Here is a 24036-nt window from a genome sequence, read left to right on the forward strand (position 1 = left end):
CATGCCAGTGCAGATGGTCTTCCCCAACTACTCGGTCGCCGATGTGCGCGTCGCGACCGCCTTCTACGAGGCGCTCGGGTTCACGAGGAACCCCGACTTCAGCGACGAGACGACGAGCTGCATGGTCGTCAGCGAGCAGGTCTCGATCATGCTGCTCGAGGAGCGCCGCTTCGACGAGTTCCTCGTCGGCGACCAGCGGCGCGCGGAGCGGGGCTCGCTCGAGAACCTGCTCGCGATGCTGCTCGGCAGCCGCGACGAGGTCGACGCGTTCGGTGCCGCGGGCACGGCTGCAGGGGGTAGGCTCTCCAAGCCCATCGAGGAGAGCGAGTGGGGCATGTACGGCGGTCAGCTCACCGACCCCGACGGCCACATCATCGACTTCTTCCACATGGAGGCGCCCGCGGCCTGACTCGCCGCGGCAGCCGCCCCCTTCTGACCGCAGCGATGCGGATCCGCCGATCGCGCGGGTCCGCATCGCTGCCGCCCGAGAGAGCACATGCCGACCGACACCCAGTCCACTCCCGCCCGGGCCGACGCAGCCACCAGGCTGCCCGCCGGCGGCGCGATCGTCATCGCGACGCTGCTCGTCTCGGCGTTCGTCGTCATCCTCAACGAGACGGCGATGAACGTCGCCATCTCGACGCTCGTCGCCGACCCCGTGCTCGGCATCGACGAGCGCGCGGCGCAGTGGCTCACGACCGCGTTCCTGCTCACCATGGCGATCGTCATCCCGACGACCGGCTGGCTCATGGCGCGCTTCAGCACGCGCTCGCTCTACCTCGTCGCGATGGGCGCGTTCGTCGTCGGCACGCTCCTCGCGGGCGTCGCTCCGTCGTTCCCGCTGCTGCTGCTCGGCCGCGTCGTGCAGGCATCCGGCACCGCCGTGGTGTTCCCGCTGCTCATGACGACGGTCATGCGCCTCGTGCCGCCCGCGCGCCGAGGCGCCTTCATGGGCACGATCTCGCTCGTCATGTCGGTCGCACCCGCGCTCGGCCCGACCGTCTCGGGCGCGATCCTGCAGTTCGCGTCGTGGCGCTGGATCTTCCTCGGCGTCGCGCCGCTCGCGATCGCGATGCTCGTCACGGGCGCCCGCACGCTCCGCGGGGGCGACGTGCAGCAGCCACCGCGGCTCGACGTCGTCTCGATCCCGCTCGCGGGGCTCGGGTTCGGCGGCCTCGTCTACGGGCTCTCGCTCATCGGCGCGGAAGGGCTGCCCGCGTGGCAGCTGCCCACGGCGCTCGCGATCGGCGTGCTCGGCCTCGTCGCGTTCGTGCTGCGGCAGGTGCGGCTCCAGCGCACCGACGACGCGCTGCTCGACCTGCGCACGTTCCGGCACCCGCTGTTCACGGCCGCCGTGACCGTCATGATGATCGCGATGGCGGCGATGTTCGGCACGCTCATCCTGCTGCCGCTCATCCTGCAGGACTCGCTCGGCCTCGAGCCGCTGCAGGTCGGGCTCATCACGCTGCCGGGCGCGCTCCTCACGGGTCTGCTCGGCCCGGTCGTCGGCCGGCTCTACGACCGGTGGGGACCGCGCCCGCTCGTGATCCCCGGCGCGCTCGTCGTGCTCGCGGCGCTCGTGCTCTACACGCAGCTCGCCACGACGACGCCGTGGTGGATGGTGCTCCTCATGCAGATGGTGTTGAGCCTCGGCTTCGCGCTCACGTTCCCGCCGCTGTTCACGGTGTCGCTCGGCGCGCTCCCGGAGCACCTGTACGGCCACGGCTCGGCGGTGCTCAGCACCGTGCAGCAGGTCGCCGGCGCCGCCGGCACCGCCGCGTTCGTCACCATCATGGCGACGCGGCAGGCGCAGCTCGTCGAGACGGGCGTGCCCTCCGGCGAGGCGCTGCTCGACGGCGCGCGCATCGCGTTCATGGGCGCAGCGGCGCTCTGGGTGCTCGGAGTCATCGCGACGCTGCGCCTGCGGAAGCCCGCCGACGACGTGCCCGACGAGCCCGAGCACCGAGAGGTGGCCGAGGAGCCCGCCGCGGGTGCGGCCGGCTCGCCCGGGGCTAGGCCTGCGCCCGCGGCGCCTGCCCCATGACGCGCACCGCCTCGGCGGCGTGCTCGTTCGTGACCTGCACGCCGTAGCGGGCGGCCTGCAGGGCGCGGATCGAGGAGAAGTCGCGCTTCCCGCCCGTCATCGCGTGCTGCACGACGCCGGCGATCATGCCGAACGCGGCGCCCATGAGCACGGCCCAGATGACCCATGCCCACGAGTTCACGATGATGAGCCCGAAGAGCAGACCGACGAAGAGGCCGAACCACGCGCCGCCGAGCGCGCCGGAGAGGGCGGCCCGGCCGTAGGTCATGCGGCCGAGCACCTGCTCGACCGTCGTGAGCCCCGTGCCGATGATGCGCACGTGCTCGACGGGGAACCTCGCGTCGCTCAACCGGTCGACGAGCGCTTGCGCCTCCTCGTACGTGTCGAACTCGGCGATCGTCGTGGACGGCGGGGTCGGCGCGGTCCGATCCGGCATCGCGCGGTCGGGCATCGGGCCCTGGATGTTCGACATGGTGCCTCCTCCCGGCCCGGGATGGGCCTCCGACGCATCATCGCACCCGATCCCGGACGATCGCGGGACGGCCGGTAGGTTCTCCTCGTGGATGACATCCTCCGCTTCGCGGGCAGCTACTGGTGGCTGATCTTCATCGTCGGCCCGATCGTCGGCGGCTGGATCGGGGGCGCCGCGAAGTACAGCGAGCGGCGCCGCCGCGACCGCATCGAGCTCGAGCGCATCCGCCGCGCCCCGGTCCAGGCCGTGCCGCCCGCGCCGGAGCAGGGCAAGGGCAAGGGCGCGACCGACGACCGGCTGGAGCGGGAGGACCGCGACCGGCAGATCCAGCGGATCATCGCCGACCACGTCGAGGCCGATCGGCGCTGGCTCGACTTCGAGCTCGACGTCGCGAAGCTCATCGACTACCCGCTCATGACCGACATGCGCGAGCCGCTCACGCAGACCTTCCACCGCGCCAAGCGCGTCGCGGACGGGCTCAAGCCGAGCGAGCCGGAGGAGCTGCGACCGCCGGGCGCGCTCGAGCGCTACCGCGAAGCGGTGCGCGACTTCGAGGTCGCCTTCGAGGCGGCGCTGCGCGAGGCGAAGCGGCGCGCGCAGACGGGCTTCACCGACGCGGAGCGCGGCCGCCTGCAGTCGGCGCAGCGGCTCATGGCGCTCGCCGAGAACGAGGCGTCGACGGCCGCGGAGCGCCAGTCGGCCTATCGGCAGGCGCGGCGCGAGCTCGACGGGCTCATCGCGCTGCCGGAGGCGACGACGCACGACATCGAGCGCAGGATCGCGGGGGAGCTGCTGCCGTAGCCGGCCCTCAGCGCCGATCCTCCGGCGCCGGCGCGTGCAGGGCCGAACCGGCCGGAGCGGGCTCGAACCCCGAGATCGCCGCCACCGCATCCGCCACCGAGTCGACGAGGGCGATGCCCGCCTCGCCCGGCTTGCCGCGCATGACCGCCTGCAGGAGCGGCCACGCGGGCATCGTCTCGGTCCAGTAGCGCTCGCCGAGCAGCACGAGCGGCGCCCACGCGCCGTCCTCGGCGTAGGAGTTCTCGCACGCGTCCTGGAAGATCTCCTGCACCGTGCCGCCCGCGCCGGGCAGCACGACGATGCCGGCGCTCGCGACGCGCAGCAGGATCGACTCGCGCACCGAGTTCTGGAAGTACTTCGCGATCGCGGTGGCGAACGAGTTGGGCGGCTCGTGCCCGTAGTGCCACGTCGGGACGCCGAGCGAGACGCCGTCGCCGATGCGGGCCGCGACCCGCCGAGCCGAGGCGATCCACTCGGGGATCGCGCCGTGGAAGGCGGGCGCTGCGGCGAGCTCGTCGATCGCCGCGTCGAGCTGGTCGGGCGAGAGCGCGACGGCCCGAGCGCCGAGGTTCGCCGCCTCCATCGCGCCAGGTCCGCCGCCCGTCGCGACGACGCGGCCGGCGCGCGCGAGCCCGTGGCCGAGGTGCGCCGCCTGCCGGTACGCATCCGAGTCGCGCGTGAGGGCGTGACCGCCCATGACGCCGACGATGCGCTTGCCGCGCACCCAGTCGGCGAGCGCGTCGTCGATCGAGTGGTCGTGCAGCGCCGCCGCGAGCGTGTCGGCGACGTCGTGCTGCCGGGTGCGCGACCACGCGTAGACGCGCGCGTCGAAGGTCGCGGGGTAGCCCTCGTCGAAGCCCTGCACGAGGTCGTCGGGGGAGTAGAGCGTCGAGCGGTAGGCGTTGAAGGGCGTGTCGGGCACATCGTCGAAGACCAGCGCGCCCTCGGCGACGAGCCGCTCCCTCGCGCCCGGCGGCAGCTCGCAGCCGAGCAGCAGCGCACCCGCGCCGTCGAGCCGCTCGAGCGCATCGCCGCGCTCGGTCAGGTCGACGTCCTGCAGGCGCCAGTCCTCCATGCTCGTCGCGCGGCGCGCGAAGTGGTCGAACGCGGCGAGCGACGAGATGTCGATGCGCCGCCCGTGCTGCGGGCGCTCGTCGAAGTCGGGCACGCCCGGGAGCCTACCCAGCGCGGAGCGCGGCCCCCTGGGTGCGGTCGGGGGAGTCGCTGCCGGCCACCTCGATGCGGCTGCCGCCTCCCGGCACGGGCACGACGCGGATGCGCCACGGGATGCGCTCCTGCATGTGCTGCACGTGGCTGATGACGCCGACGCTGCGGCCGCCCGCGCGCAGTCCGTCGAGCGTCGAGAGCGCCGCCTCGAGCGAGTCCTGGTCGAGTGAGCCGAACCCCTCGTCGACGAAGAGCGTCTCGAGCGAGATGCCGCCCGCCTCGGCCTGCACGACGTCGGCGAGGCCGAGCGCGAGCGCGAGCGATGCGAGGAACGTCTCGCCGCCCGAGAGCGACTTCGTCGTGCGCGCCCGCCCGGTGTGCGCGTCGAGCACCTGGATGCCGAGGCCGCTCGCCTTGCCGCGATAGGCGGTGCCCTCGTCGTGCAGGAGCGCGAAGCGCCCCTCGGTCATCGCGCCGAGCCGCAGGTTCGCCGCCTCGATGATCGTGCCGAGCCGCGCGGCGAGCACGTAGGTCTCGATGTCCTGCCGCAGCTCGTTGCGGCCGTCGAGCGCGTCGGCGAGGGCGCGCACGGTCGCGGCGTGCTCGGCGCCGTCCGCGAGCGAGCGGATGGCCTCCCGCGCGTCGTCGAGGTCGGTCGCGGCGTGATCGAGCCGGGTCTGGGCCGTCGCCTCCGCGCGAGCGGCGAGGGCGGATGCCGCCTCGGCCTCGGCGAGCGCGGCATCGAGCGGCGCGACGTCGTCGGCCGACTCGGGCAGCCCCTGCAGCTCGGGCTGCGCGAGCACGCCGCGCGCACTCGCGAGCTCGTCGTCGTGCGCTCGGATGCGCTCGCGGAGCTCGAGCCGCTCGGCGGGCTCGAGCCGCATGGCCGCGAGCGCCTCGCGGTCGGGCAGGCCGAGTCGCTCGAGCGCGGCGCGCCCGTCGGCGGCGGCCTCGGCCTGCTCGACTCCGGCCCGCGCGCGCTCGGCATCGGCCTCGAGCCACTGCTCGAGCGCGTCGCGGCGCGTCGAGGCGGCCTGCAGCATCGACCGCCCGTCGGGGTGGCCGCCGAGCGACTCCCGCACCCTCGCGAGCGCGTCGGCGAGTCGGGTCGCGGCCGAGGCGGCGGCGGCGCGCCGCTCGCCGACCACCCGATCGAGCTCGGCGATGCGCGCGTCGAGCTCGCGCGAGCGATCGTCGTGCCGCTCGATCTCGCCGCCGAGCCGCTCCCGCTCGGCGGTGGCGTCGAGGCACGCGCGCCGCGCATCGCGCGCCGCCTCGAGGGCCGCGGCGAGCGCATCGCGATCGGCGACGCCGGCGACCGCCTCGAGCGACGCGCGCTCGCGCTCGACCGCGGCGAGCGCCTCGTTCGCCGCCGAGGTCGCCGCGAGGGCCGCTTCGCTCGCCGCGATCGCGTCGGCGACGTCGTCGGCGGTGACGATGTCGCCGCCCGGCGCGTGCGGGCTCGGGTGCTCGATCGCGCCGCACACGGGGCACGGCTCACCGGCGACGAGCGCGCCGGCGAGCTCTCCCGCCATGCCGGCGATGCGCGCAGCCTGGAGGCGCTGGAGCGCGTCGGCCGCGGCGTGCTGGGCGGCCGCGGTGCGGCCGGCCTCCGCCGACGCCTCGCGCTCGCGCTCGCGCAGCCGATCGGCGCGCTCGCGCGCCTCGAGCCGAGCCTCGGCCGCCTCGACGGCGGCGCGCGCCGGCTCGGCGCCCGCGGCGCGCGTCGAGGCGTCCTCCCTCGCCCGCACGAGCGCGTCGCGCGCCTCGGGCTGCCCCGCGCGCTCGCGCCTCGCCGCCTCGACCGCCTCCTCGGCGGTGCGCGCGTCGCGCTCGGCATCCTCGGCGGCCCGCTCGAGCTGGGGCAGCTCGCGCTCGAAGCGCGACGTCTCGCTCGCGCGGGCGACATCGTCGAGCGCGGCCTCGCGCTCGCGCTCGACCGCTGCGCGCTCGGGCTCGAGGCCCTCGGGCAGCACCGCGGTCGCCGCCTCGAGCGCCGTCGCCGCGCGCTGCGCTCGACGGTCGGCGCGCGTCCAGCGGTCGACCTCGGCCGCGGCGTCGGCGGCGCGATCGGCGTCGGCGAGGCGCTCGCGATCCGCCGCGACGGCGTCCTCCGCCGCGCGGAGCGCGGCGAGGGCGGCGAGCGCACCGTCGCGGCGCGCGACGCGATCGGCGAGCGCGCGGGCAGCGTCGCGAGCCGCGCGCGCTTCGCGCTCCGCCTCCGCAGCGGCCAGGGCTCCCGCAGCGGCGGCGCGGAGCCGCTCCGTCAGGACGTCCTCGAGCGCGGCGAGGGATCGCTCGTCGGCGGCCCCGCCGTCGAGCGCGGTCGCGGCCGCCGCGTCACCGACGTCGTCGGCCGGGCCGATGAGCGCGCGGACGCGCGCCACCCGATCGTCCCGCCGCTGCTCGAGCTCTGCGCGCCGAGCGCCGACAGCCTTCGCGTCGGCGAGCGCGAGCTCGCGGAGCCGCCGCATGCTGCCCGTGCCGAAGAGCCGCTCGAGCAGCGCCTTCCGCTCGTCGCTCGAGGCGCCGAGGAACTCGGCGAAGCCGCCTTGCGCGAGGAGCGTCACCTGCAGGAACTCGTCCTTCGTGAGCCCGACGAGGCGCGCGACCTCGTGCCCGACCTCCTTCGCGGTCGTCGCGATCGCGTCCCAGCCCGACGGCGTGCGCTCGAGCAGCGTCGCTTGGGCCTTCTCGCGCGTCGTGCCGCTGCCTCGCTGCTTCGGGCGCTCGTACTCGGGCGAGCGGCGCACGCGCAGCACCCGGTCGCCGAGGCGCACGTCGAGCTCGACCCACGTCGCCTCGTCGGGGCCGGCGAGGTCGCTGCGGAGGTGCGCCCGCTCGTCGTAGCGGGGAGCGGAGCCGTAGAGGGCGAAGCACACCGCGTCGAGGATGGTCGACTTGCCCGCGCCCGTCGGCCCCGCGATGAGGTAGACGCCGTCGGCCTCGAACGAGGCGAAGTCGATCTCGAAGCGCCCGCGGTAGGGGCCGAAGCCCGCGAGCTCGAGCCGCAGGAGCCTCACCGCGCCGACTCCTCGGCGGCGGCGCGCTCGAGCAGCTCGCGGACGAGCGCCGCCTCCGCCTCGCTCGCCGCAGCGCCGGCGCGCACGTGGGCGAGGAAGTCGTCGACGACCTCGGATTCGCTGCGCCGCGCGAGCCGCTCGCGCAGCTGCCGCACGGGCGCCGTGCCGCCGCCGATCCACGTGACCTCCGCCGCGTGCGGCCACCGCTCCTGCAGCCGGCGCATCGCGTCGAGGGGTCGCACGCGATCGGTGAGCCGCACGCGCAGCCAGTCGTCCTCCGTGCCGTCGAGGGAGGCATCCGCGAGGAGCGAGGCGAGCTCGCCCTCCACGGTCGTGAGCGTCCGCGGCACCGGCAGGCTCGCCCACTCGGCGCTCGCGAGCCCCTCGGCGCCGAGCTCGACGAGCCAGGCGCCGCGCTCGGGCGAGCGCTCGCGGAACGAGTAGTGCAGCGGCGCGCCCGAGTAGCGCACCGAGGGCGAGAGCTCCTGCCGTGAGTGCAGGTGGCCGAGCGCGGCGTAGTCGACGCCGTCGAAGACGGACGCGGGCACGACGTCGAGGCCGCCGGCCGTGATGTCGCGCGGCGCGTCGTCGAGCCGCTCCGCCTCGTCGGCTCGCACCGCGTCGTCGACCACTCCGGCCGCGAAGCAGTGCGCGAGCACGACCGAGCGCGCCGGGACGTCGGCGAGCGACGCGCGCACGGCATCCATCGCCCATCGCATCGCGTCGGCCTGCGTCGCGATGCCCGCCTCCGGCAGCGCAGCCCGGAGCGCGACCGGCTCGAGGTAGGGCACGGCGAAGACGTGCACCGGGCCGTGCTCGTCGGCGAGCTCGATGCGCCACGACGCGGGGTCGAGCGCCGCGGTGCTGAGGTGCAGCCCGCCCGCGCGCGCGAAGGCCGCGTTCGCGCCGAGCCTCGCGGGGGAGTCGTGGTTGCCGCTCGAGAGCACGATCTCGGCACCCGCGTCGCGGATCGCGGCGAGGGCGCGCGAGAGCGCCTCGACGTGCCGGCCGGCCGGCATGGCCGAGTCGAAGACGTCGCCAGCGACGAGCACGACGTCGACCTCGCGCTCGCGCACGATCCCCGCGAGCGCGCCGAGCGCATCCTCGAGCGCCTCGAGCGTGTCGGCGCCGTGGAACGAGCGGCCGACGTGCCAGTCGGAGGTGTGCAGGAGACGCATTCTCCCACGGTAGATCGAGCGACCCACGCGCGGCGGAGGCCCGCCGCGCCGGTAGGGTTGATGCAAGCCCCTGCCCGAGCTCGAGAGGGACTCCACCACGTGCTGCTCACTGTGACGACACTCGCCGTCCTCGGCGTCGTCGCGAGCGCGCTCAGCGGCCGCATGGGGCGGTTCGTCTTCCTGCTCCCCGCGATCGCGAGCCTCGCCGCGGCCGTGTGGTTCGGCATGCAGGCGCCGCTCGTCGCGGCGGGCCAGGTGCTGCAGGAGCGGGTCGAGTGGATGCCCGCGTTCGGCATCGCGATCGACCTCAAGCTCGGCGCGCTGCAGTGGCTGCTCTCGATGGTCGTGCTCGGCGTCGGCGGGCTCATCTTCGTCTACTGCGCCTGGTACTTCGACTCGCGCACGCTCGCGGCCCGCACCGTCGGCCTGCTCACGGGCTTCGCCGCGTCGATGCTCCTGCTCGTGCTCTCGGACGACCTCATCGTGCTCATGGTGGGCTGGGAGCTGACGACGATCTTCAGCTACCTGCTCGTGGGCCTCAACCACCGCTCGGCGAGCAACCGGCGAGCCGCGCAGACGGCGCTCATCGTCACGACGGTCGGCGGCTTGACGATGCTCGTCGGCATCCTGCTGCTCGAGGCGGAGACGGGCACCTACTCGCTCAGCGCGATCCTCGAGGACCCGCCGCGCTCGGCCGCGGCCGCGTGGGCCGCCGGCTGCATGGTGGTCGGAGCGCTGTCGAAGTCGGCGATCGTGCCCTTCCAGTACTGGCTGCCCGGCGCGATGGCCGCGCCGACGCCCGTCTCCGCGTTCCTCCACGCCGCCGCGATGGTGAAGGCCGGCGTCTTCCTGATCGCCGCGCTGACGCCCGCCTTCGTCGACCTGCCCTGGTGGCGCTGGACGATCGTGGGGCTCGGCATCGTCACGATGCTCCTCGGAGCCGTGCGGGCGATGCGGCAGCTCGACATCAAGGTGCTGCTCGCGCACGGCACCGTGAGCCAGCTCGGCCTGCTCATGACGGTCATCGGGATCGGCACGCACGCGTCGATGCAAGCGGGGCTGACGCTGCTCGTCGCCCACGCCGTCTTCAAAGCAGGGCTGTTCATGGTCGTCGGCGTCGTCGACCGCTCGACGGGCACGCGCGACCTGCGCGAGCTCGGCGGCCTCGGCCGCACGCTGCCGCTCGCGGCGGGCTCGGCGATCCTCGCCGCGGCGTCGATGGCGGGCATCCCGCCGGCCCTCGGCTACCTCGGCAAGGAGGCGGCCCTCGACGCGGCGATCGGCGACGCGCACGGCGACCTCGCGCTGCTCGGCTGGGTCGGCTTCTTCGGCATCGCGCTCGGTGCCGCGATCACCGTCGCGTACTCGCTCCGGTTCATCATGGGCACGTTCTTCGGCCCGCGGTCCGTCGAGATCAAGCGCCGCTCGCCGATGCTCGTCGCCGCGCCCGTGCTGCTCGCGGTCGCCGGCCTCGTGCTCGGCTTCGGCGACGACTCGATCAGTGAGCTGCTGCACCCGCACGTCGAGGCGGTGCCGGCGGGCGAGGACGCGCCGCACCTCGCGCTGTGGCACGGCTTCACCCTCGCCCTGATCGCCTCGATCGCTGCGTGGGGCGCGGGCGTCGGCATCCACCTCGCGTTCGGCGGCCGCCGTCGTGCGCCGCACGGGCAGGACCTGTTCGAGCGCGGCTACCACGCGGGCATGCGCGGCCTCGACCGGCTCGCGGTCGAGGTGACCGGCCGCATCCAGACCGGTTCGCTCCCGCTGCACCTCACGACGATCCTGCTCGTCGTGGTGCTGCTGCCCGGCGCGGCGCTGCTCCTCTCGGGCGCGGTGACGTCCGACGTGCGCCTCTACGACTCGACGGGCCAGGTGGCCGCTGCCGTCATCATCTCGGTCGCGGCGCTGTTCGTCACGACCTCCCGCGGCCGGCTCAAGGCCTTCATGCTCGTCTCGGTCGTCGGCTACGGCGTCGGCCTGCTCTTCCTGCTGCACGGCGCGCCGGACCTCGCGCTCACGCAGGTGCTCGTCGAGACGGTGTTCCTCATCGTCCTCGTGCTCGTCATCCGCCGCCTGCCGAAGTACTTCACCGATCGGCCGCTGCGCGCGGCGCGGTACCTGCGCGCGGCGCTCGCGATCGCCGTCGGCGCCTTCGCGACGATCGCCGCCCTCGCCGCGCTGCAGGCGCGCACGGCCGAGCCGATCTCCGAGGGCTTCTACCGCTGGGCGTACGAGTTCGGCCACGGCGAGAACATCGTCAACGTGACCCTCGTCGACATCCGCGCGTGGGACACCCTCGGCGAGGTCGCGGTCGTGCTCGCCGCCGCGACCGGCGTCGCGAGCCTCATCTTCGTGCGCCGCCCGGTCGCGGGGCTCGGCGTGCTGCGCCAGAACGATCCGTCGTCGCGCCGCGGCACGTGGCTGCGCGGCGCCTTCACCGACGAGCACATGGCCTCGCCCGTGCTCGAGATGATGACGCGGCTGCTCTTCCCGGTCATGATGGTCGTCTCGCTCTACCTGCTGGCGGTCGGCCACAACGAGCCCGGCGGCGGCTTCGCGGGCGGCCTCGTCGGCGGCATCGCCCTCGCGGTGCGCTATCTCGCGGGCGGTCGGGACGAGCTCACCGAGGCGGTGCCGTTCGACGCGGGCAAGCTGCTGGGCGGCGGCATGGTCGTCGCGGTGCTCGGCGTCGTCTGGCCTGTCTTCGTCGGCGGCCGCATCGGCGAGTCGTACGCGATCGAGTGGGTCATCCCGCTCCTCGGCGAGCAGAAGCTCGTCACGACCCTCTTCTTCGACATCGGGGTGTGGCTCATCATCATCGGCGCGATGCTCGACTTCGTCCGCTCGCTCGGCGCCGGCGTCGACCTGCACGGCGAGCAGAACTCCGCACCGCGGCCGCAGTGGCGCTCCGACCGCTCGCTGCCAGGGCGGGAGGTGCGCCGATGACCCCGACCCTCGTGCTCGCCATCGCGGGCGGCGTGCTCATCGCCGCGGGGACCTACCTCGTGCTCGAGCGCAGCCTCATGCGCATCCTGGCCGGCGTCATGATCGCGAGCAACGGCGTCAACCTGCTCTTCCTCGTCGCCGCCGGCCCCGCGGGCTTCGCACCGATCGTCGGCAACCCCGCCGACGAGATCACCGACCCGCTCCCGCAGGCGATGGTGCTCACCGCGATCGTCATCTCGCTCGCGATGAGCGCGCTGCTGCTCACGATGTCCTACCGCTCCTTCCAGCTCGAGGGGCACGACGAGGTCGCCGATGACGTCGAGGACGCGATCGTGCGCCGCCGCGCGGAGGCGGACCTCTCGAGCGAGGCGTACGTCGAGCTCACCCCCGAGGAGCAGCCGGACACCGAGTCGGGCGGCCGCGCGGACAGGGAGGGCAGCTGATGGAGCTCTCGAACCTCGTCCCGATCCCGGTGCTGCTGCCGCTGCTCGCGGCCGGCATCACGCTCGCGCTCGCACGGCACCCGGCGTGGCAGCGCATCGTCTCAGGCACGACGCTCGGCATCGTCGCGGTGCTCGCCCTCATCCTCTGCCTCGCGGCGGATGCGCAGGGCCCGATCGTGCTGTGGGTCGGCGCGTGGCCGGAGGGGCTCGGCATCGTGCTCGTCGCCGACCGGCTCTCGTCGCTGCTCGTGCTCGTCTCGAGCGTCGTGACCGCGATCGTCGTGATCTTCCCGTCGCGGCGCGACATCGCCGACAGCGCCGACGGGGCGCCGGTGTCGGTGTTCCATCCGACGTTCCTCGTCCTGACGGCCGGCGTCGCGAACGCGTTCCTCGCCGGCGACCTGTTCAACCTCTTCGTCGGCTTCGAGATGCTGCTGTTCTCGTCGTACGTGCTCATCATGCTCGGCGCGACGAAGGAGCGCGTGCGAGCAGGCAGCACCTACGTCGTCGTGAGCATCATCTCGTCGACGCTCTTCCTCCTCGCGCTCGCCCTCGTCTACGGCGCGACGGGCACGGTGAGCTTCGCGCACCTGCCGGAGCGGTTCGCGGCGCTCGACCCCGGGCTCCAGCTCACGATCCAGCTGCTGCTGCTCGTGGTGTTCGGCATCAAGGCCGCGATCTTCCCGCTCCAGGCGTGGCTGCCGGACTCGTATCCGACCGCGCCGGCGAGCGTCACGGCGGTCTTCGCGGGCCTGCTCACCAAGGTCGGCGTCTACGCGATCATCCGGCTCCAGACGCTGCTCTTCCCGGAGAGCCCGCTCACCGAGCTGCTGCTCGTCGTGGCGATCCTGACGCTCGTGCTCGGCATCCTCGGGGCGCTCGCGCAAGGCGAGATCAAGCGATTGCTCTCGTTCACGCTCGTGAGCCACATCGGCTACATGCTGCTCGGCGTCGCGCTCGGCACCGAGCAGGGCATCGCCGGCTCGATCTTCTACATCGTCCACCACATCCTCGTGCAGACGGCGCTGTTCATCGTCGTGGGCCTCATCGAGCGCGTCGGCGGCTCCACGAGCCTCTCCCGGCTCGGAGGGCTCGCGTCGATCCCGCTGCTCGCGGCGCTCTACCTCGTGCCGGCGCTCAACCTCGGTGGCATCCCGCCGTTCTCCGGCTTCCTCGGCAAGGTCGCCCTGCTCGACGCGGCGCTCGCGGTGCCGTCGCCGCTCTCGATCGCCGCGGTCGTCGCGGGCGTCGCGACGAGCGTGCTGACGCTCATCGCCGTCATCCGGGTCTGGCAGCGAGCCTTCTGGCAGGATCGCGGCGAGGACGACGACCGCGTGCACTCGCTGCGCGTGCTGCCGCGCGTCTGGGTCGTCGCGGCGTCCGCGCTCGTCGGCATCACCGTCTCGCTCACGGTGCTCGCCGGTCCGCTCTCCGAGTTCTCGCAGCGCGCGTCCATCGACATCAAGGGCGGCGCGTACGGCGTCGCGGTCGAGGAGGCGATGCCGTGAACCGCCCGCCGCTGCGCTACCGCGTCTCGCTCGCCGCGACGATCTGCCTCGCGCTCATCTGGATGATGCTGTGGGGAGAGCTCTCCGTCGGGGCCGCCGTGTGGGGACTCGGCATCGCGCTGCTCATCCAGGTGATCTTCCCGCTGCCGGACGTGCCGGAGCTGGAGTCGTTCCGGCCGATCGGGTTCCTGCGGCTCGTGCTCGTCACGCTCCGCGGCCTCATCATCTCGTCGTTCCAGGTCGCCGTGAAGGTGCTCGCGTTCTGGCGGCCGACGCGGAACGCGATCATCCGCGTGCAGCTGCGGAGCGACTCGATCTTCATCACCGTCATCACGGCAGAGCTCGTGACGCTCGTCCCGGGCTCGGTCGCGATCGACGCGGGCGAGGGCTGGCTGCTCGTGCACGTCTTCGACGCGCAGAGCGCGGAGGCGATCGAACGAGCGCGGGCGAGCGTGCGCTCGACCGAGGCGACGGTGCTGCGCGCGTTCGGCACGCGCGAGGACCGCGCGCTGCTGGAGGAGGACTGATGGAGGTCGTGCTCGTCATCGCGGGCGTCATGCTCGTCGCGGCCGCGGCGCTCACGCTCGTGCGGATCGTGCGCGGGCCGGGGCCGAGCGACCGCGTCGTCGCGACCGACGTGCTCATCACGACCGTCGCGGGCGGACTCGCCGTCGAGGCGGCGATCAACCACCAGCCCTTCACGATCCCCGTCATCCTCGTCGTCTCCCTGCTCGCCTTCGCCGGCACCGTCTCGATGGCGCGCTTCGTGGCGGGTCGCGAGGGCGTCGTCGGCCGCGCTCCCGAGGAGGATCGCGCCGAGGGCATCGAGGGCGACGGACCCGGGAGCGAGGACCGCGAATGAGCCTGGAATCCGTGCTCGACGTCATCGGCTCCGTGCTGATCCTCATCGGCGCATCCTTCACCCTCACGGCGGCGATCGGCCTCGTCCGGCTGCCCGACGTGCTCAACCGCATGCACGCGGGCTCGAAGCCGCAGACGCTCGGCTTCCTCATGCTGTGCGTCGGGCTCTCGCTCGTGCTGCGCGACGGGAGCGCGACGGCCATGCTCGCCGTCGCCGCGTGCCTGCAGCTCGTGACCTCGCCCGTCGCGACGCAGGTCATGGCCAAGGCGGCCTATCGCACGGGGCAGTATCGGGCCGATCTCGTCGTCGACGACGGCGACCGGGAGCGCGACGACCGGGACGATCGCGACGACGACGCGCAGAACCGATAGGATCGGGTCCAGCAACGCATAGCCGGCCGCTGCACACCCGTGCGGGAGAGCCCCTCCGGGGGCACCGAAGGAGCAAGCCTCCCCGCCAAACTCTCAGGTCCTCGAACCGCACGGGCAGGCCGCTCTGGAGCGATCGGCGACGGTCGCGACAGTGGGGGAGTCCAGACACGGGAGGACTCATGACCGCAGACGCTCAGCAGCCGGCTTCGCCGCTCCTGCACGTGCACGAGGAGGCGGGGGCGCAGCTCATCGACTTCGCCGGCTGGCAGATGCCCGTGCGCTACGGCTCCGACCTCGCCGAGCACCAGGCGGTGCGCGAGCGCGCGGGGCTCTTCGACCTCAGCCACATGGCCGAGCTGCGGGTGAGCGGTCCCGACGCCGGCGCCTTCCTCGACCACGCGCTCGCCGGCCGCATCTCGTCGATCGAGCCGTGGCAGGCCAAGTACTCGCTCCTGCTCGCCGAGCACGGCGGCATCGTCGACGACCTCATCGTCTACCGCGTCGACGAGTCGGGCGCGGCGCCCGAGTACCTCGTGGTGGCGAACGCGTCGAACCGTCACGCGGCGCTCGCGGCGCTCGAGGCGCGCGTCGCGGGCTTCGACGCGAGCGTCGTCGACGAGACCGAGCGGACCGGGCTCGTCGCCGTGCAGGGGCCCGCCGCCGCGGCGATCGTCGGTGCGATCGGGCTCGAGTCCGAGCCGCTCGAGGGCCTGCGCTACTACCGCGCGCTGCCGGCGGTGTTCGAGGGCGAGGACGTGCTCGTCGCCCGCACGGGCTACACCGGCGAGGACGGCTTCGAGCTCTACATCGCCGCGCACGCGACGGAGTCGCTGTGGCGCGCCGTCGTGCTCGCGGGAGAGGAGCACGGCCTCGCGCTGTGCGGGCTCGCCGCGCGCGACACGCTCCGCCTCGAGGCGGGCATGCCGCTCTACGGCAACGAGCTCTCGCTCGACGTGCTGCCCGCGCAGGTCGGGCTCGGCCGGGTCGTGGCGCTCAAGGCGAAGGGCGACTTCGTCGGCCGCGCGGCGGTCGAGGCCGGTCCCGCCGACGACGCGCCCGTGCTCGTCGCGCTCACAGCGGAGGGCCGCCGCGCCCCGCGCGCCGACTACCCCGTGCTCGACGGCGACCGGCAGGTCGGCCGAGTGACGAGCGGCGCGCTGTCGCCCACCCTCGGCCATCCGATCGCGATGGCCCTCGTCGAGCCCGGCTCCGCCGGCTCCGACGCCCTCACCGTCGACGTCCGCGGCACGCAGCTGCGCGCGACCGTCACCCAGCTGCCGTTCTACAAGCGAGAGGCCTGAACCATGAGCGAGACCAAGTACACCGCCGACCACGAGTGGATCCGCATCGAGGGCGACGTCGCCACGATCGGCATCACCGACTACGCCCAGTCGGCGCTCGGCGACGTCGTGTTCGTCGACCTGCCGGGCGTCGGCCGCTCGTTCGCGGCTGGCGAGGCGATCGGCGAGATCGAGTCGACGAAGTCGGTCGGCGAGCTCATCGTGCCCGCCGCCGGCGAGGTCGTCGAGGTCAACGACGAGGTCGCGGGCGACCCGACGCTCGTCAACTCCGCCGCGGAGGGCGCCGGCTGGCTCGTCAAGGTGCGCTTCACCGAGGAGCCCGAGCTGCTCGACGAGGCCGCCTACCGAGAGCTCACCGCCTGATGCGCTCCTTCGTCGACCGCCACATCGGCACCGATGCGGCGGCGCAGGAGCGCATGCTCGGCGTCGTCGGCTTCGACTCGCTCGAGGCGCTCATGGACGCCGCGGTCCCCGCGGGCATCCGCTCGGCCGGCACCGGCATCGGCGAGGCGGCGACCGAGACGCAGGCGCTCGCCGAGCTGCGAGCGATCGCGTCGCGCAATCGCGTGCGCCACTCCGCGATCGGGCTCGGCTACGCCGGCACGGTGACGCCCGCGCCGATCAAGCGCCTCATCCTCGAGAACCCGTCGTGGTACACGGCCTACACGCCCTACCAGCCCGAGATCAGCCAGGGCCGCCTCGAGGCGCTCATCAACTTCCAGACGATGGTCGCCGACCTCGCGGGGCTCGACGTCGCCAACGCGTCGATGCTCGACGAGGGCACCGCGGTCGTCGAAGCGATGCTGCTCGCGCGCCGCGCCTCGAAGTCGGCATCCTCCGTCTTCGTCGTCGACACCGACCTGCTGCCGCAGTCGAGGGCGCTGCTGCGCCACCGCGCCCACCGCACGGGCATCGAGCTCGTCGAGCTGCCGCTCGCGACGATCGACCCGGCCGACCTCCCCGACTCGTTCGGCGTCGTCGCGCAGCTGCCGGGCGCATCCGGCCTCGTCTGGGACGCGCGCGGCATCTTCGCGGCCTCGACCGCGATGGGCGGCGTGCCCGTCGCCGCGGCCGACCTGCTCGCGCTCGCGCTCATCGAGGCGCCCGGCCACCAGGGCGCGCGCATCGTCGTCGGCTCCTCGCAGCGCTTCGGCGTGCCGATGGGCTTCGGCGGCCCGCACGCGGGCTTCATGGCCGTCGCCGAGCAGCTCACTCGCCAGATGCCGGGCCGCCTCGTCGGCGTCTCGGTCGACGCCGAGGGATACCCCGCCTACCGGCTCACGCTCCAGACCCGCGAGCAGCACATCCGCCGCGAGAAGGCCACGAGCAACATCTGCACCGCGCAGGTGCTGCTCGCCGTCATGGCGTCGATGTACGGCGTCTACCACGGGCCCGACGGCATCACCGCGATCGCCGAGGGCGTCCACGCGGTCGCGACGCGCTTCGCCCGCGCGGCGCGAGAGGCGGGCATCGAGCTCGTCCACGAGCGCTTCTTCGACACCGTGCGGATGCGCGTGCCCGGCCGGGCGCGCGAGCTCCAGGCGAGCGCGGCCGACGCGGGCATCCTCGTGCACGTCGTCGACGACGACACCCTGCACGTCGCGTTCGACGAGACGTGGGCCGAGCTCGGCACGGGGGTGCGCCTCGACGCCCTGCTGCCCGCGCTCGGGCTCGCCGACGCGGGCCCCGCCGATGCAGGCACCGGGGATCGGGCGATCCCGGCGACGCTCGCGCGCGAGAGCGCGTTCATGACGCACGAGGTCTTCCACGCGCACCGCTCCGAGACGCAGCTCATGCGCTACGCGAAGCGGCTCTCCGACCGCGACTACGCGCTCGACCGGGGCATGATCCCGCTCGGCTCGTGCACGATGAAGCTCAACGCCGCCGCCGAGATGGAGGCCATCACGTGGCCCGAGTTCTCGCAGCCGCACCCGTACGGCCCGCTCGAGGACGCCGAGGGCTCGCTCGCCCTCATCGACCAGCTCGGCGAGTGGCTCGCGCGCATCACCGGCTACGACACCGTCTCGCTGCAGCCCAATTCGGGCGCGCAGGGCGAGCTCGCGGGCCTCATGGCCATCCGCGGCTGGCACGACTCGCGCGGCGACGGCCACCGCGACGTCGTGCTCATCCCCGCTTCGGCGCACGGCACGAACGCGGCGAGCGCCGTGCTCGCCGGCATGCGCGTCGTCGTGGTCGCGACGCGCGGGAACGGCGATGTCGACGTCGACGACCTCGAGGCCAAGATCGGCACGCACGCGGGGCAGCTCGCCGCGCTCATGATCACCTACCCGTCGACGCACGGCGTCTACGAGTCCGAGATCCGCCGCATCACCGACCTCGTGCACGAGGCCGGCGGCCAGGTCTACATCGACGGCGCGAACCTCAACGCGCTGCTCGGCCACGCGACCTTCGGCGACATGGGCGGCGACGTCTCGCACCTCAACCTGCACAAGACGTTCTGCATCCCGCACGGCGGCGGCGGGCCGGGCGTCGGCCCGGTCGCGGCGAAGGCGCACCTCGCGCCGTTCCTGCCGCGCGACCCGCGGGAGCAGGCGCAGGAGATCGACGGCGTGCGCATCGGCGCCAACCCCATCTCGGCCGCGCCGTGGGGCTCTGCATCGATCCTGCCGATCTCGTGGGCGTACGTGCGCATGATGGGGCTCGAGGGCCTCACGAAGGCCACCGCGAGCGCCGTGCTCGCCGCGAACTACATCGCGACGCGCCTGCGCGAGCACTACCCGGTGCTCTACACGGGTGAGCACGGCCTCGTCGCGCACGAGTGCATCCTCGACCTCCGCCCGCTCAAGGAGGCGACCGGCGTCACGAACGACGACGTCGCCAAGCGGCTCGTCGACTTCGGCTTCCACGCGCCGACGATGTCGTTCCCCGTCGCGGGCACGCTCATGGTCGAGCCGACGGAGTCGGAGGACCTCGCCGAGCTCGACCGCTTCGTCGACGCGATGATCGCGATCAAGGCCGAGGCCGACGCGATCGGCCGGGGCGAGGTGCCGCTCGACGAGAGCGCCCTGCGCCGCGCGCCGCACACGCCCGGCTCGATCGTGCACGGCGAGTGGGACCGCCCCTACTCCCGCGAGCAAGCGGTCTTCCCGGTACCGGGCATCGAGCGGGCGAAGTACTGGCCGCCCGTCGCGCGCGTCGACCAGGCCTACGGCGACCGCAACATCGTCTGCAGCTGCCCGCCGGTGGAGGCCTTCGCCTGATGCCGCAGCGCGGTCGTCGCCCGATCGCCGCCCGGACCGTCGTCGCGACGGCCGTGGCGGCGATCGCCGCGCTCGCGCTCAGCGCGTGCGGTCCCGACGTCACGCCGCGCGTGCAGCCCGGCACGAGCGTCGACGTCGCCTGGAGCGGCGAGCTCACCGACGCGAACGCGGCGAGCACGGCGGGCGCGACCGAGGGCAACCGCGACGTCGCGGCGATGACGCGCGGCGCGTTCTTCGTCGTGGATGCCGACGGCGAGCGCCGCGCCGATCCCTCGTTCGGCACCGCGACGGTCGTCGAGGGCGCGGGCTTCGCGGTGCGCTACGACCTGGCCGACGGCGTGCGGTGGTCGGACGGCGTGCCGCTCGATGCCGCCGACCTCATGCTCGCGTGGGTGGCGACCTCGAACGCCCTCTCGACCGACGACCTCGACGTCGAGGAGCGACGCGCTCCCGACGGCTCGATCGAGCTCGGCGCGAGCGAGGTCTGGTTCGACGTCGCGGACGCCGGCGGCATGGCGCTCGCGACCGAGCGACCCGCGCGCGACGACTGGTCGCGATCGATCGACGTCGCCTTCGAGCAGCCCGTGCCCGACTGGCGCACCGCGCTCGAGGTCGCGGTGCCCGCGCACGTGCTCGGGCAGCGCGTCTTCGGCGTGCGCGACCCGATGGAGGCGAAGCAGCGCGTGCTCGACGCGATCGACCGCGCCGATCCGCTCGCGCTCGCGCCGCTCGCGGCCGCGTGGAGCACCGCGTTCGCGATCGACCCGGCCGCCTTCGATGCCGACCTGCTCGTCTCGTCGGGCGCGTACCGCGTCGACCGGGTGCGCGACGGCCGCGTCGAGCTCGCCGCGAACGACCGCTACGTCGGTGCGCAGGGCGCCGCGATCGAGCGCGTCGCGCTGCGGTCGGTCGCCGACGACGCGGCCGCGCTCGCCGCCCTCTCGGCCGGCGAGGTCGACGTCGCGACCTTCGTGCCGACCGAGGCCGACCGCACCGCGGTGCGCGACCTCGACCGCGACGGCGCGACGCTCGCGGAGCACGGCGACGGCTCCCGATGGGAGCTCACGCTCCGCACCGACCGCGCGCCGCTGCAGTCGACCGAGGCCCGCGCATCCTTCCTCCACTCGATCGACCGCCGCGTCGTCGCCGAGGCGGCGCTCGGCGAGCGCGTCGGCGAGGCGAGCGGCGTCGACGCGCTGCTGTTCCTGCCCGGCACTCGCCTCCACGACTACGCGCTCGAGGACGCCGGCTTCCCGCAGGCCTTCGGCGGCCGCGACGTCGACGCCGCGATCGCGGAGCGCGAGTCGATGGGCATCGCCGCCGGCACGCCGATCTGCGTGCGGTACGACCGGGCGGACGCGTTCGCCGCGGCCGTGCTGCCCGCGCTCGCCGCGCAAGCGGCCCAGGCCGGCTGGGCCGTCGTCGACTGCGGCGTCGACGACCTCGCCGCGGGGCTCGAGGAGCAGGACTGGAACGCCGTGCTGCACCGCGTCGATGCGCCGCGAGACGCTGCCTCGGTCGTGGAGCGGTGGCGGGGCGGCGGGCTCACCGCGCTCGCCGACCCGGAGCGCGAGCTGCTGCTCGACGAGGCGCTCGCAACCGGCGACCCAGAGGCGCTCGAGGAGACGCTGCTCGCGATCGAGGCCTCGCTCGTCGCCGATGCGCTCGCGCTGCCGCTCATCGAGTTCTCGATGCTCACCGTGAGCGCCGCCGAGGTGCAGGGCGTCTCGCCCAGGCCCGGCCCCGCATCGCTCACGTGGAACGCATGGGAGTGGGGCATCGACCGGGGAGCGGCGACGCCCTGACCGGTCAGCCCGCGAAGAGCGCGGGGAACGTCGCGTAGGCCCACGGGTAGCCGACGAAGACGGCGACGTCGATGAGCGTGTGCGCGACGATGAGCGGCACGAGCCTGCCCGTGCGCGCGTAGAGCCAGCCGAACAGCAGCCCCATCGCGATGTTGCCCACCATCCCCGGCACGCCCTGGTAGAGGTGGTAGGCGCCGCGCAGCAGCGCCGCCGCGACGATGACCGGCCACGTGCCCCAACCGAGCCGCCGCAGCCGCTCGAAGAGGTAGCCGACGACGATGACCTCCTCGGTGAGCCCCGCGCGCAGCGCCGACAGCAGCAGCACCGGCACCGTGAACCAGTGCGCGTCGAGCGGCGACGGCACGACGTCGACCGAGAGCCCGAGCTGCCGCCCGACGAGGTAGAGCGCGAGCCCCGGCACGCCGATCACGACCACGAGCGCGACCCCCGAGAGCGCGTCGCGCGTGGGCCTCGTGCAGTCGATGCCGAGCGCGCCGAGGCGGGGCGGGCGCGCGCGCCACAGCAGCCAGCACACGAGCGCGACCGGCACCAGGTCGAGCACGATGCCGGTGAGCTGGTACGAGAGGTCGAGCCACGCTCGCTCGGAGCGCGCGGGGTTGAGCGCGACGGACTGCTCGCCGATGGGCGCCTCGCGCGTCGACACGTCGGCGAACTGCAGCACCGACCACAGCGCGCTGCCCCCGAGCGAGAGCAGCAGCACGATCGCGAGCTCCCACTGCAGCCGCCGCCTCGAGGGCACGTCGGGGCGGATGGGCTCGGTCACCTCCTCAGCGTACGGTCGGCACGAACCGGGCGTGCGCGCGCCGCTCGCGCACGATGCGAGCGCGCACGGCACCGCTCGCGCGAGGATCACGATTCTGCGTCGAGTTGGTAACGATCCGGCGTTCGGCGCCGGCGCGGGCTTGAGCGGGGCCTAAGGTGGCACTCATCCAGAGCACTGCGGCTTCCTGGCCGCGCGCTCACCTTGCACAGGAGGAACATTGAGGATCAAGCGATTCGCTGCGGGCGGCGTGCTGCTCGCAACGGGAGCACTCGTCCTCTCCGCTTGCACGCCTGCACAGGCGCCAGGAGCGGAGATCGTCGAGGGCACCTCGATCACCGTCGCGTGGAACCAGCCGTTCTACTCGGCCAACGGCTCGACGTCGTTCGGCAACGCGACGGCGAACAACAACATCAACTACATGACCTACTCGGGGTTCAACTTCTACGACAACACCCCCGAGCTGCAGCGCGACGAGTCGTTCGGCACCTACGAGATGGTCTCCGAGGACCCGCTCCAGGTGCAGTACACCGTCAACGAGGACACGCAGTGGAGCGACGAGGTCCCCGTCGACGCCGCCGACCTCCTGCTGCAGTGGGCCGCGCTCTCGGGTGCGTTCAACTCGGCCGGCTTCGACGCCGCGGAGTTCACGGACCCGGAGACCGGTGAGTTCACCGAGTTCCCCGAGGGCACCGTCTTCTTCGACTCGGGCGCGACGCCGGACTCGGGCCTCGGCCTCGTCCGCGACACGCCGGAGGTCAACGAGGACGGCCGCGGCATCCTCATGTCGTACTCCGACTTCTACGTCGACTGGGAGCTCGCGTTCGGCTCGCCGCTGCCCGCGCACGTGATCGCGCAGCGCGCCCTCGGCATCGAGGACGCGACGGAGGCCAAGCAGGCTGTGCTCGACGCGCTCCAGAACGGCGACACCGAGGTCATCAGCCAGCTCGCCGCCGAGTGGAACACGGGCTTCAACTTCACCGAGATGCCGTCGGACACGTCGGTGCTCACGGCGAACGGCCCGTACCAGATCACCGACTTCGTGGCCGACCAGTACATCACGCTGCAGGCCAACGAGAACTACGTCGGCGACCACCAGCCGCAGGTCGAGACCATCACGGTCCGCTTCATCACCGACCCGATGGCCGCCGTCACGGCGCTCCAGAACGGTGACGTCGACGTCATCCAGCCGCAGGCGACCCCGGACGTCCGCGCGGCGCTCGAGGGCACCGAGGGCATCACGGTCAACTACGGCGAGGGCGCGACGTACGAGCACCTGGACCTGCAGTTCGACCAGTCGAAGAACCCGGGCGTCTTCTCGACGCTCGAGGCCCGCCAGTCGTTCCTCCTGACCGTCCCGCGCCAGGAGATCGTCGACCGCCTCATCAAGCCGCTCAACCCCGAGGCCACGGTCCGCAACTCCGCGGTGTTCGTCCCGGGCGCCAACGGCTACGACGAGTCGGTGGAGGGCTCCGGCATCCTCGACATGTACTCCGAGGTGGACATCGAGCAGGCCACGGCGCTGCGCGAGCAGGCCGGTGTCGCCGAGGGCTCGGAGGTCTGCCTCCTGTTCGCCTCGACGAACCCGCGCCGCGTGTCGGAGTTCGAGCTCATCCGCGAGTCGGCCGCTGAGGCCGGCTGGTCGGTCACCGACTGCTCGTCGCCCGAGTGGGGTGGCCTGCTCGGCTCGCCCGGCGTCTACGACGCCTCGCTGTTCGGCTGGCAGTCGACGTCGCTCGGCGTCGCCTCGGTCGGCCCGAACTTCGAGACCGGCGGCATCAACAACCTGTCGTTCTACTCGAACGAGGAGATGGACGCGGTCGTCCAGGAGCTGAACACGACCGCCGACGAGGAGCGCCAGATGGAGCTGCTCATGGAGATCGACCGCATCCTCGTCGAGGACGCGTTCGGCATCACCATCTTCCAGTTCCCCGAGATCACCGCGTTCTCCGACCGCATCTCGGGTGTCGACTCGTCGCCGCTCGCGCCGACGATCTTCTGGAACGTGTGGGACTGGACCCCGACCGAGACGAACATCTCGGAGGGCTGATCCCCGCAACCGCCTCGAGGGCGCATCCACTGCTAGTGTGATGTGGCTTTCAGGCAGAGAGGC

Annotated in this window: 19 protein-coding genes and 1 riboswitch; of the genes, 14 read left to right on the top strand and 5 right to left on the bottom strand. The window is 73.3% G+C overall.

Annotated features, from left to right (window positions below; genetic code table 11):
• The first annotated feature begins 1 nt into the window (after window position 1).
• Window positions 2-409, top strand: coding sequence for a VOC family protein (locus tag ACP7BI_RS07150; RefSeq protein ID WP_425844695.1), 408 nt, complete (start codon window positions 2-4; stop codon window positions 407-409).
• Between the two features lie 87 nt (window positions 410-496).
• Window positions 497-2044: an MDR family MFS transporter gene (locus ACP7BI_RS07155; RefSeq protein ID WP_425844696.1), complete on the top strand. Its 1548-nt coding sequence runs from the start codon at window positions 497-499 to the stop codon at window positions 2042-2044.
• Here ACP7BI_RS07155 and ACP7BI_RS07160 read toward each other — a convergent pair.
• Window positions 2013-2516, bottom strand: a complete 504-nt coding sequence (locus ACP7BI_RS07160) for a general stress protein (RefSeq protein WP_249295731.1) — start codon at window positions 2514-2516, stop codon at window positions 2013-2015. The two genes, ACP7BI_RS07155 and ACP7BI_RS07160, sit on opposite strands and share 32 nt — an antisense overlap.
• Window positions 2517-2603: 87 nt before the next feature.
• Here ACP7BI_RS07160 and ACP7BI_RS07165 point away from each other — a divergent pair, with 87 nt between their 5' ends.
• The gene (locus ACP7BI_RS07165) at window positions 2604-3317 is read left to right on the top strand and encodes a hypothetical protein (RefSeq protein ID WP_425844698.1); all 714 of its coding nucleotides are present in this window, start codon (window positions 2604-2606) and stop codon (window positions 3315-3317) included.
• 7 nt (window positions 3318-3324) lie between these two features.
• On the opposite strand, the gene ACP7BI_RS07170 is transcribed toward ACP7BI_RS07165, so the two are convergent.
• From ACP7BI_RS07170 to ACP7BI_RS07180, 3 genes are read right to left on the bottom strand one after another with little or no spacing between them, the layout of a single operon-like run.
• Complete coding sequence (locus ACP7BI_RS07170; RefSeq protein WP_425844700.1) at window positions 3325-4485, bottom strand: LOG family protein; 1161 nt, start codon at window positions 4483-4485, stop codon at window positions 3325-3327.
• A gap of 10 nt (window positions 4486-4495) precedes the next feature.
• A complete protein-coding gene (locus ACP7BI_RS07175) occupies window positions 4496-7507 on the bottom strand; it encodes an AAA family ATPase (protein ID WP_425844701.1) in 3012 nt (1003 codons plus the stop codon).
• Entirely contained in the window at window positions 7504-8685 is a 1182-nt protein-coding gene (locus ACP7BI_RS07180; protein WP_425844703.1) for an exonuclease SbcCD subunit D, read from the bottom strand. The genes ACP7BI_RS07175 and ACP7BI_RS07180 overlap by 4 nt, the downstream gene beginning before the upstream one ends.
• A gap of 99 nt (window positions 8686-8784) precedes the next feature.
• Here ACP7BI_RS07180 and ACP7BI_RS07185 point away from each other — a divergent pair, with 99 nt between their 5' ends.
• The 10 genes from ACP7BI_RS07185 (at window position 8785) to ACP7BI_RS07230 (ending at window position 21142) form a co-directional block, all read left to right on the top strand.
• Window positions 8785-11631 (top strand): Na+/H+ antiporter subunit A, encoded by a 2847-nt coding sequence (locus ACP7BI_RS07185; RefSeq protein ID WP_425844704.1) that lies wholly within the window; start codon window positions 8785-8787, stop codon window positions 11629-11631.
• Window positions 11628-12074: a Na(+)/H(+) antiporter subunit C gene (locus ACP7BI_RS07190; RefSeq protein ID WP_425844705.1), complete on the top strand. Its 447-nt coding sequence runs from the start codon at window positions 11628-11630 to the stop codon at window positions 12072-12074. The genes ACP7BI_RS07185 and ACP7BI_RS07190 overlap by 4 nt, the downstream gene beginning before the upstream one ends.
• Window positions 12074-13582: a Na+/H+ antiporter subunit D gene (locus tag ACP7BI_RS07195; protein WP_425844707.1), complete on the top strand. Its 1509-nt coding sequence runs from the start codon at window positions 12074-12076 to the stop codon at window positions 13580-13582. Before ACP7BI_RS07190 ends, ACP7BI_RS07195 begins: the two co-directional genes overlap by 1 nt.
• The gene (locus ACP7BI_RS07200) at window positions 13579-14109 is read left to right on the top strand and encodes a Na+/H+ antiporter subunit E (RefSeq protein ID WP_425844708.1); all 531 of its coding nucleotides are present in this window, start codon (window positions 13579-13581) and stop codon (window positions 14107-14109) included. The genes ACP7BI_RS07195 and ACP7BI_RS07200 overlap by 4 nt, the downstream gene beginning before the upstream one ends.
• Window positions 14109-14444, top strand: a complete 336-nt coding sequence (locus ACP7BI_RS07205; RefSeq protein ID WP_425844710.1) for a monovalent cation/H+ antiporter complex subunit F — start codon at window positions 14109-14111, stop codon at window positions 14442-14444. Before ACP7BI_RS07200 ends, ACP7BI_RS07205 begins: the two co-directional genes overlap by 1 nt.
• Entirely contained in the window at window positions 14441-14815 is a 375-nt protein-coding gene (mnhG, locus tag ACP7BI_RS07210) for a monovalent cation/H(+) antiporter subunit G (RefSeq protein WP_425844711.1), read from the top strand. The genes ACP7BI_RS07205 and mnhG overlap by 4 nt, the downstream gene beginning before the upstream one ends.
• Window positions 14816-14847: 32 nt before the next feature.
• A riboswitch (glycine riboswitch) is annotated at window positions 14848-14934 on the top strand.
• Window positions 14935-14994: 60 nt separating this feature from the next.
• Window positions 14995-16116, top strand: a complete 1122-nt coding sequence (gcvT, locus tag ACP7BI_RS07215) for a glycine cleavage system aminomethyltransferase GcvT (RefSeq protein WP_425844713.1) — start codon at window positions 14995-14997, stop codon at window positions 16114-16116.
• Between the two features lie 3 nt (window positions 16117-16119).
• The gene (gene gcvH / locus ACP7BI_RS07220) at window positions 16120-16479 is read left to right on the top strand and encodes a glycine cleavage system protein GcvH (RefSeq protein ID WP_021010136.1); all 360 of its coding nucleotides are present in this window, start codon (window positions 16120-16122) and stop codon (window positions 16477-16479) included.
• Window positions 16479-19337: an aminomethyl-transferring glycine dehydrogenase gene (gene gcvP, locus ACP7BI_RS07225; RefSeq protein ID WP_425844714.1), complete on the top strand. Its 2859-nt coding sequence runs from the start codon at window positions 16479-16481 to the stop codon at window positions 19335-19337. The genes gcvH and gcvP overlap by 1 nt, the downstream gene beginning before the upstream one ends.
• The gene (locus ACP7BI_RS07230; RefSeq protein ID WP_425844716.1) at window positions 19337-21142 is read left to right on the top strand and encodes an ABC transporter substrate-binding protein; all 1806 of its coding nucleotides are present in this window, start codon (window positions 19337-19339) and stop codon (window positions 21140-21142) included. The genes gcvP and ACP7BI_RS07230 overlap by 1 nt, the downstream gene beginning before the upstream one ends.
• Before the next feature lie 4 nt (window positions 21143-21146).
• Here the strand turns inward: ACP7BI_RS07230 and ACP7BI_RS07235 are convergent, their stop codons facing one another.
• Entirely contained in the window at window positions 21147-21926 is a 780-nt protein-coding gene (locus ACP7BI_RS07235; protein ID WP_425844718.1) for a CPBP family intramembrane glutamic endopeptidase, read from the bottom strand.
• A gap of 217 nt (window positions 21927-22143) precedes the next feature.
• Here ACP7BI_RS07235 and ACP7BI_RS07240 point away from each other — a divergent pair, with 217 nt between their 5' ends.
• Complete coding sequence (locus tag ACP7BI_RS07240; protein ID WP_425844719.1) at window positions 22144-23973, top strand: ABC transporter family substrate-binding protein; 1830 nt, start codon at window positions 22144-22146, stop codon at window positions 23971-23973.
• Window positions 23974-24036 lie beyond the last annotated feature (63 nt).

It is taken from the genome of Agrococcus sp. TSP3-2-1 (genome assembly GCF_049897585.1).
Classification (GTDB): Bacteria; Actinomycetota; Actinomycetes; order Actinomycetales; family Microbacteriaceae; genus Agrococcus.

Excerpts from the sequence above, each read along its gene's own strand:
- ACP7BI_RS07150 (WP_425844695.1), top strand. The coding sequence starts at position 2 with ATGCCAGTGCAGATGGTCTTCCCCAACTACTCGGTCGCCGATGTGCGC.
- ACP7BI_RS07155 (WP_425844696.1), top strand. The coding sequence starts at position 497 with ATGCCGACCGACACCCAGTCCACTCCCGCCCGGGCCGACGCAGCCACC.
- ACP7BI_RS07160 (WP_249295731.1), bottom strand. The coding sequence starts at position 2,516 with ATGTCGAACATCCAGGGCCCGATGCCCGACCGCGCGATGCCGGATCGG.
- ACP7BI_RS07180 (WP_425844703.1), bottom strand. The coding sequence starts at position 8,685 with ATGCGTCTCCTGCACACCTCCGACTGGCACGTCGGCCGCTCGTTCCAC.
- ACP7BI_RS07190 (WP_425844705.1), top strand. The coding sequence starts at position 11,628 with ATGACCCCGACCCTCGTGCTCGCCATCGCGGGCGGCGTGCTCATCGCC.
- ACP7BI_RS07195 (WP_425844707.1), top strand. The coding sequence starts at position 12,074 with ATGGAGCTCTCGAACCTCGTCCCGATCCCGGTGCTGCTGCCGCTGCTC.
- ACP7BI_RS07205 (WP_425844710.1), top strand. The coding sequence starts at position 14,109 with ATGGAGGTCGTGCTCGTCATCGCGGGCGTCATGCTCGTCGCGGCCGCG.
- mnhG (WP_425844711.1), top strand. The coding sequence starts at position 14,441 with ATGAGCCTGGAATCCGTGCTCGACGTCATCGGCTCCGTGCTGATCCTC.
- gcvT (WP_425844713.1), top strand. The coding sequence starts at position 14,995 with ATGACCGCAGACGCTCAGCAGCCGGCTTCGCCGCTCCTGCACGTGCAC.
- gcvH (WP_021010136.1), top strand. The coding sequence starts at position 16,120 with ATGAGCGAGACCAAGTACACCGCCGACCACGAGTGGATCCGCATCGAG.
- gcvP (WP_425844714.1), top strand. The coding sequence starts at position 16,479 with ATGCGCTCCTTCGTCGACCGCCACATCGGCACCGATGCGGCGGCGCAG.
- ACP7BI_RS07230 (WP_425844716.1), top strand. The coding sequence starts at position 19,337 with ATGCCGCAGCGCGGTCGTCGCCCGATCGCCGCCCGGACCGTCGTCGCG.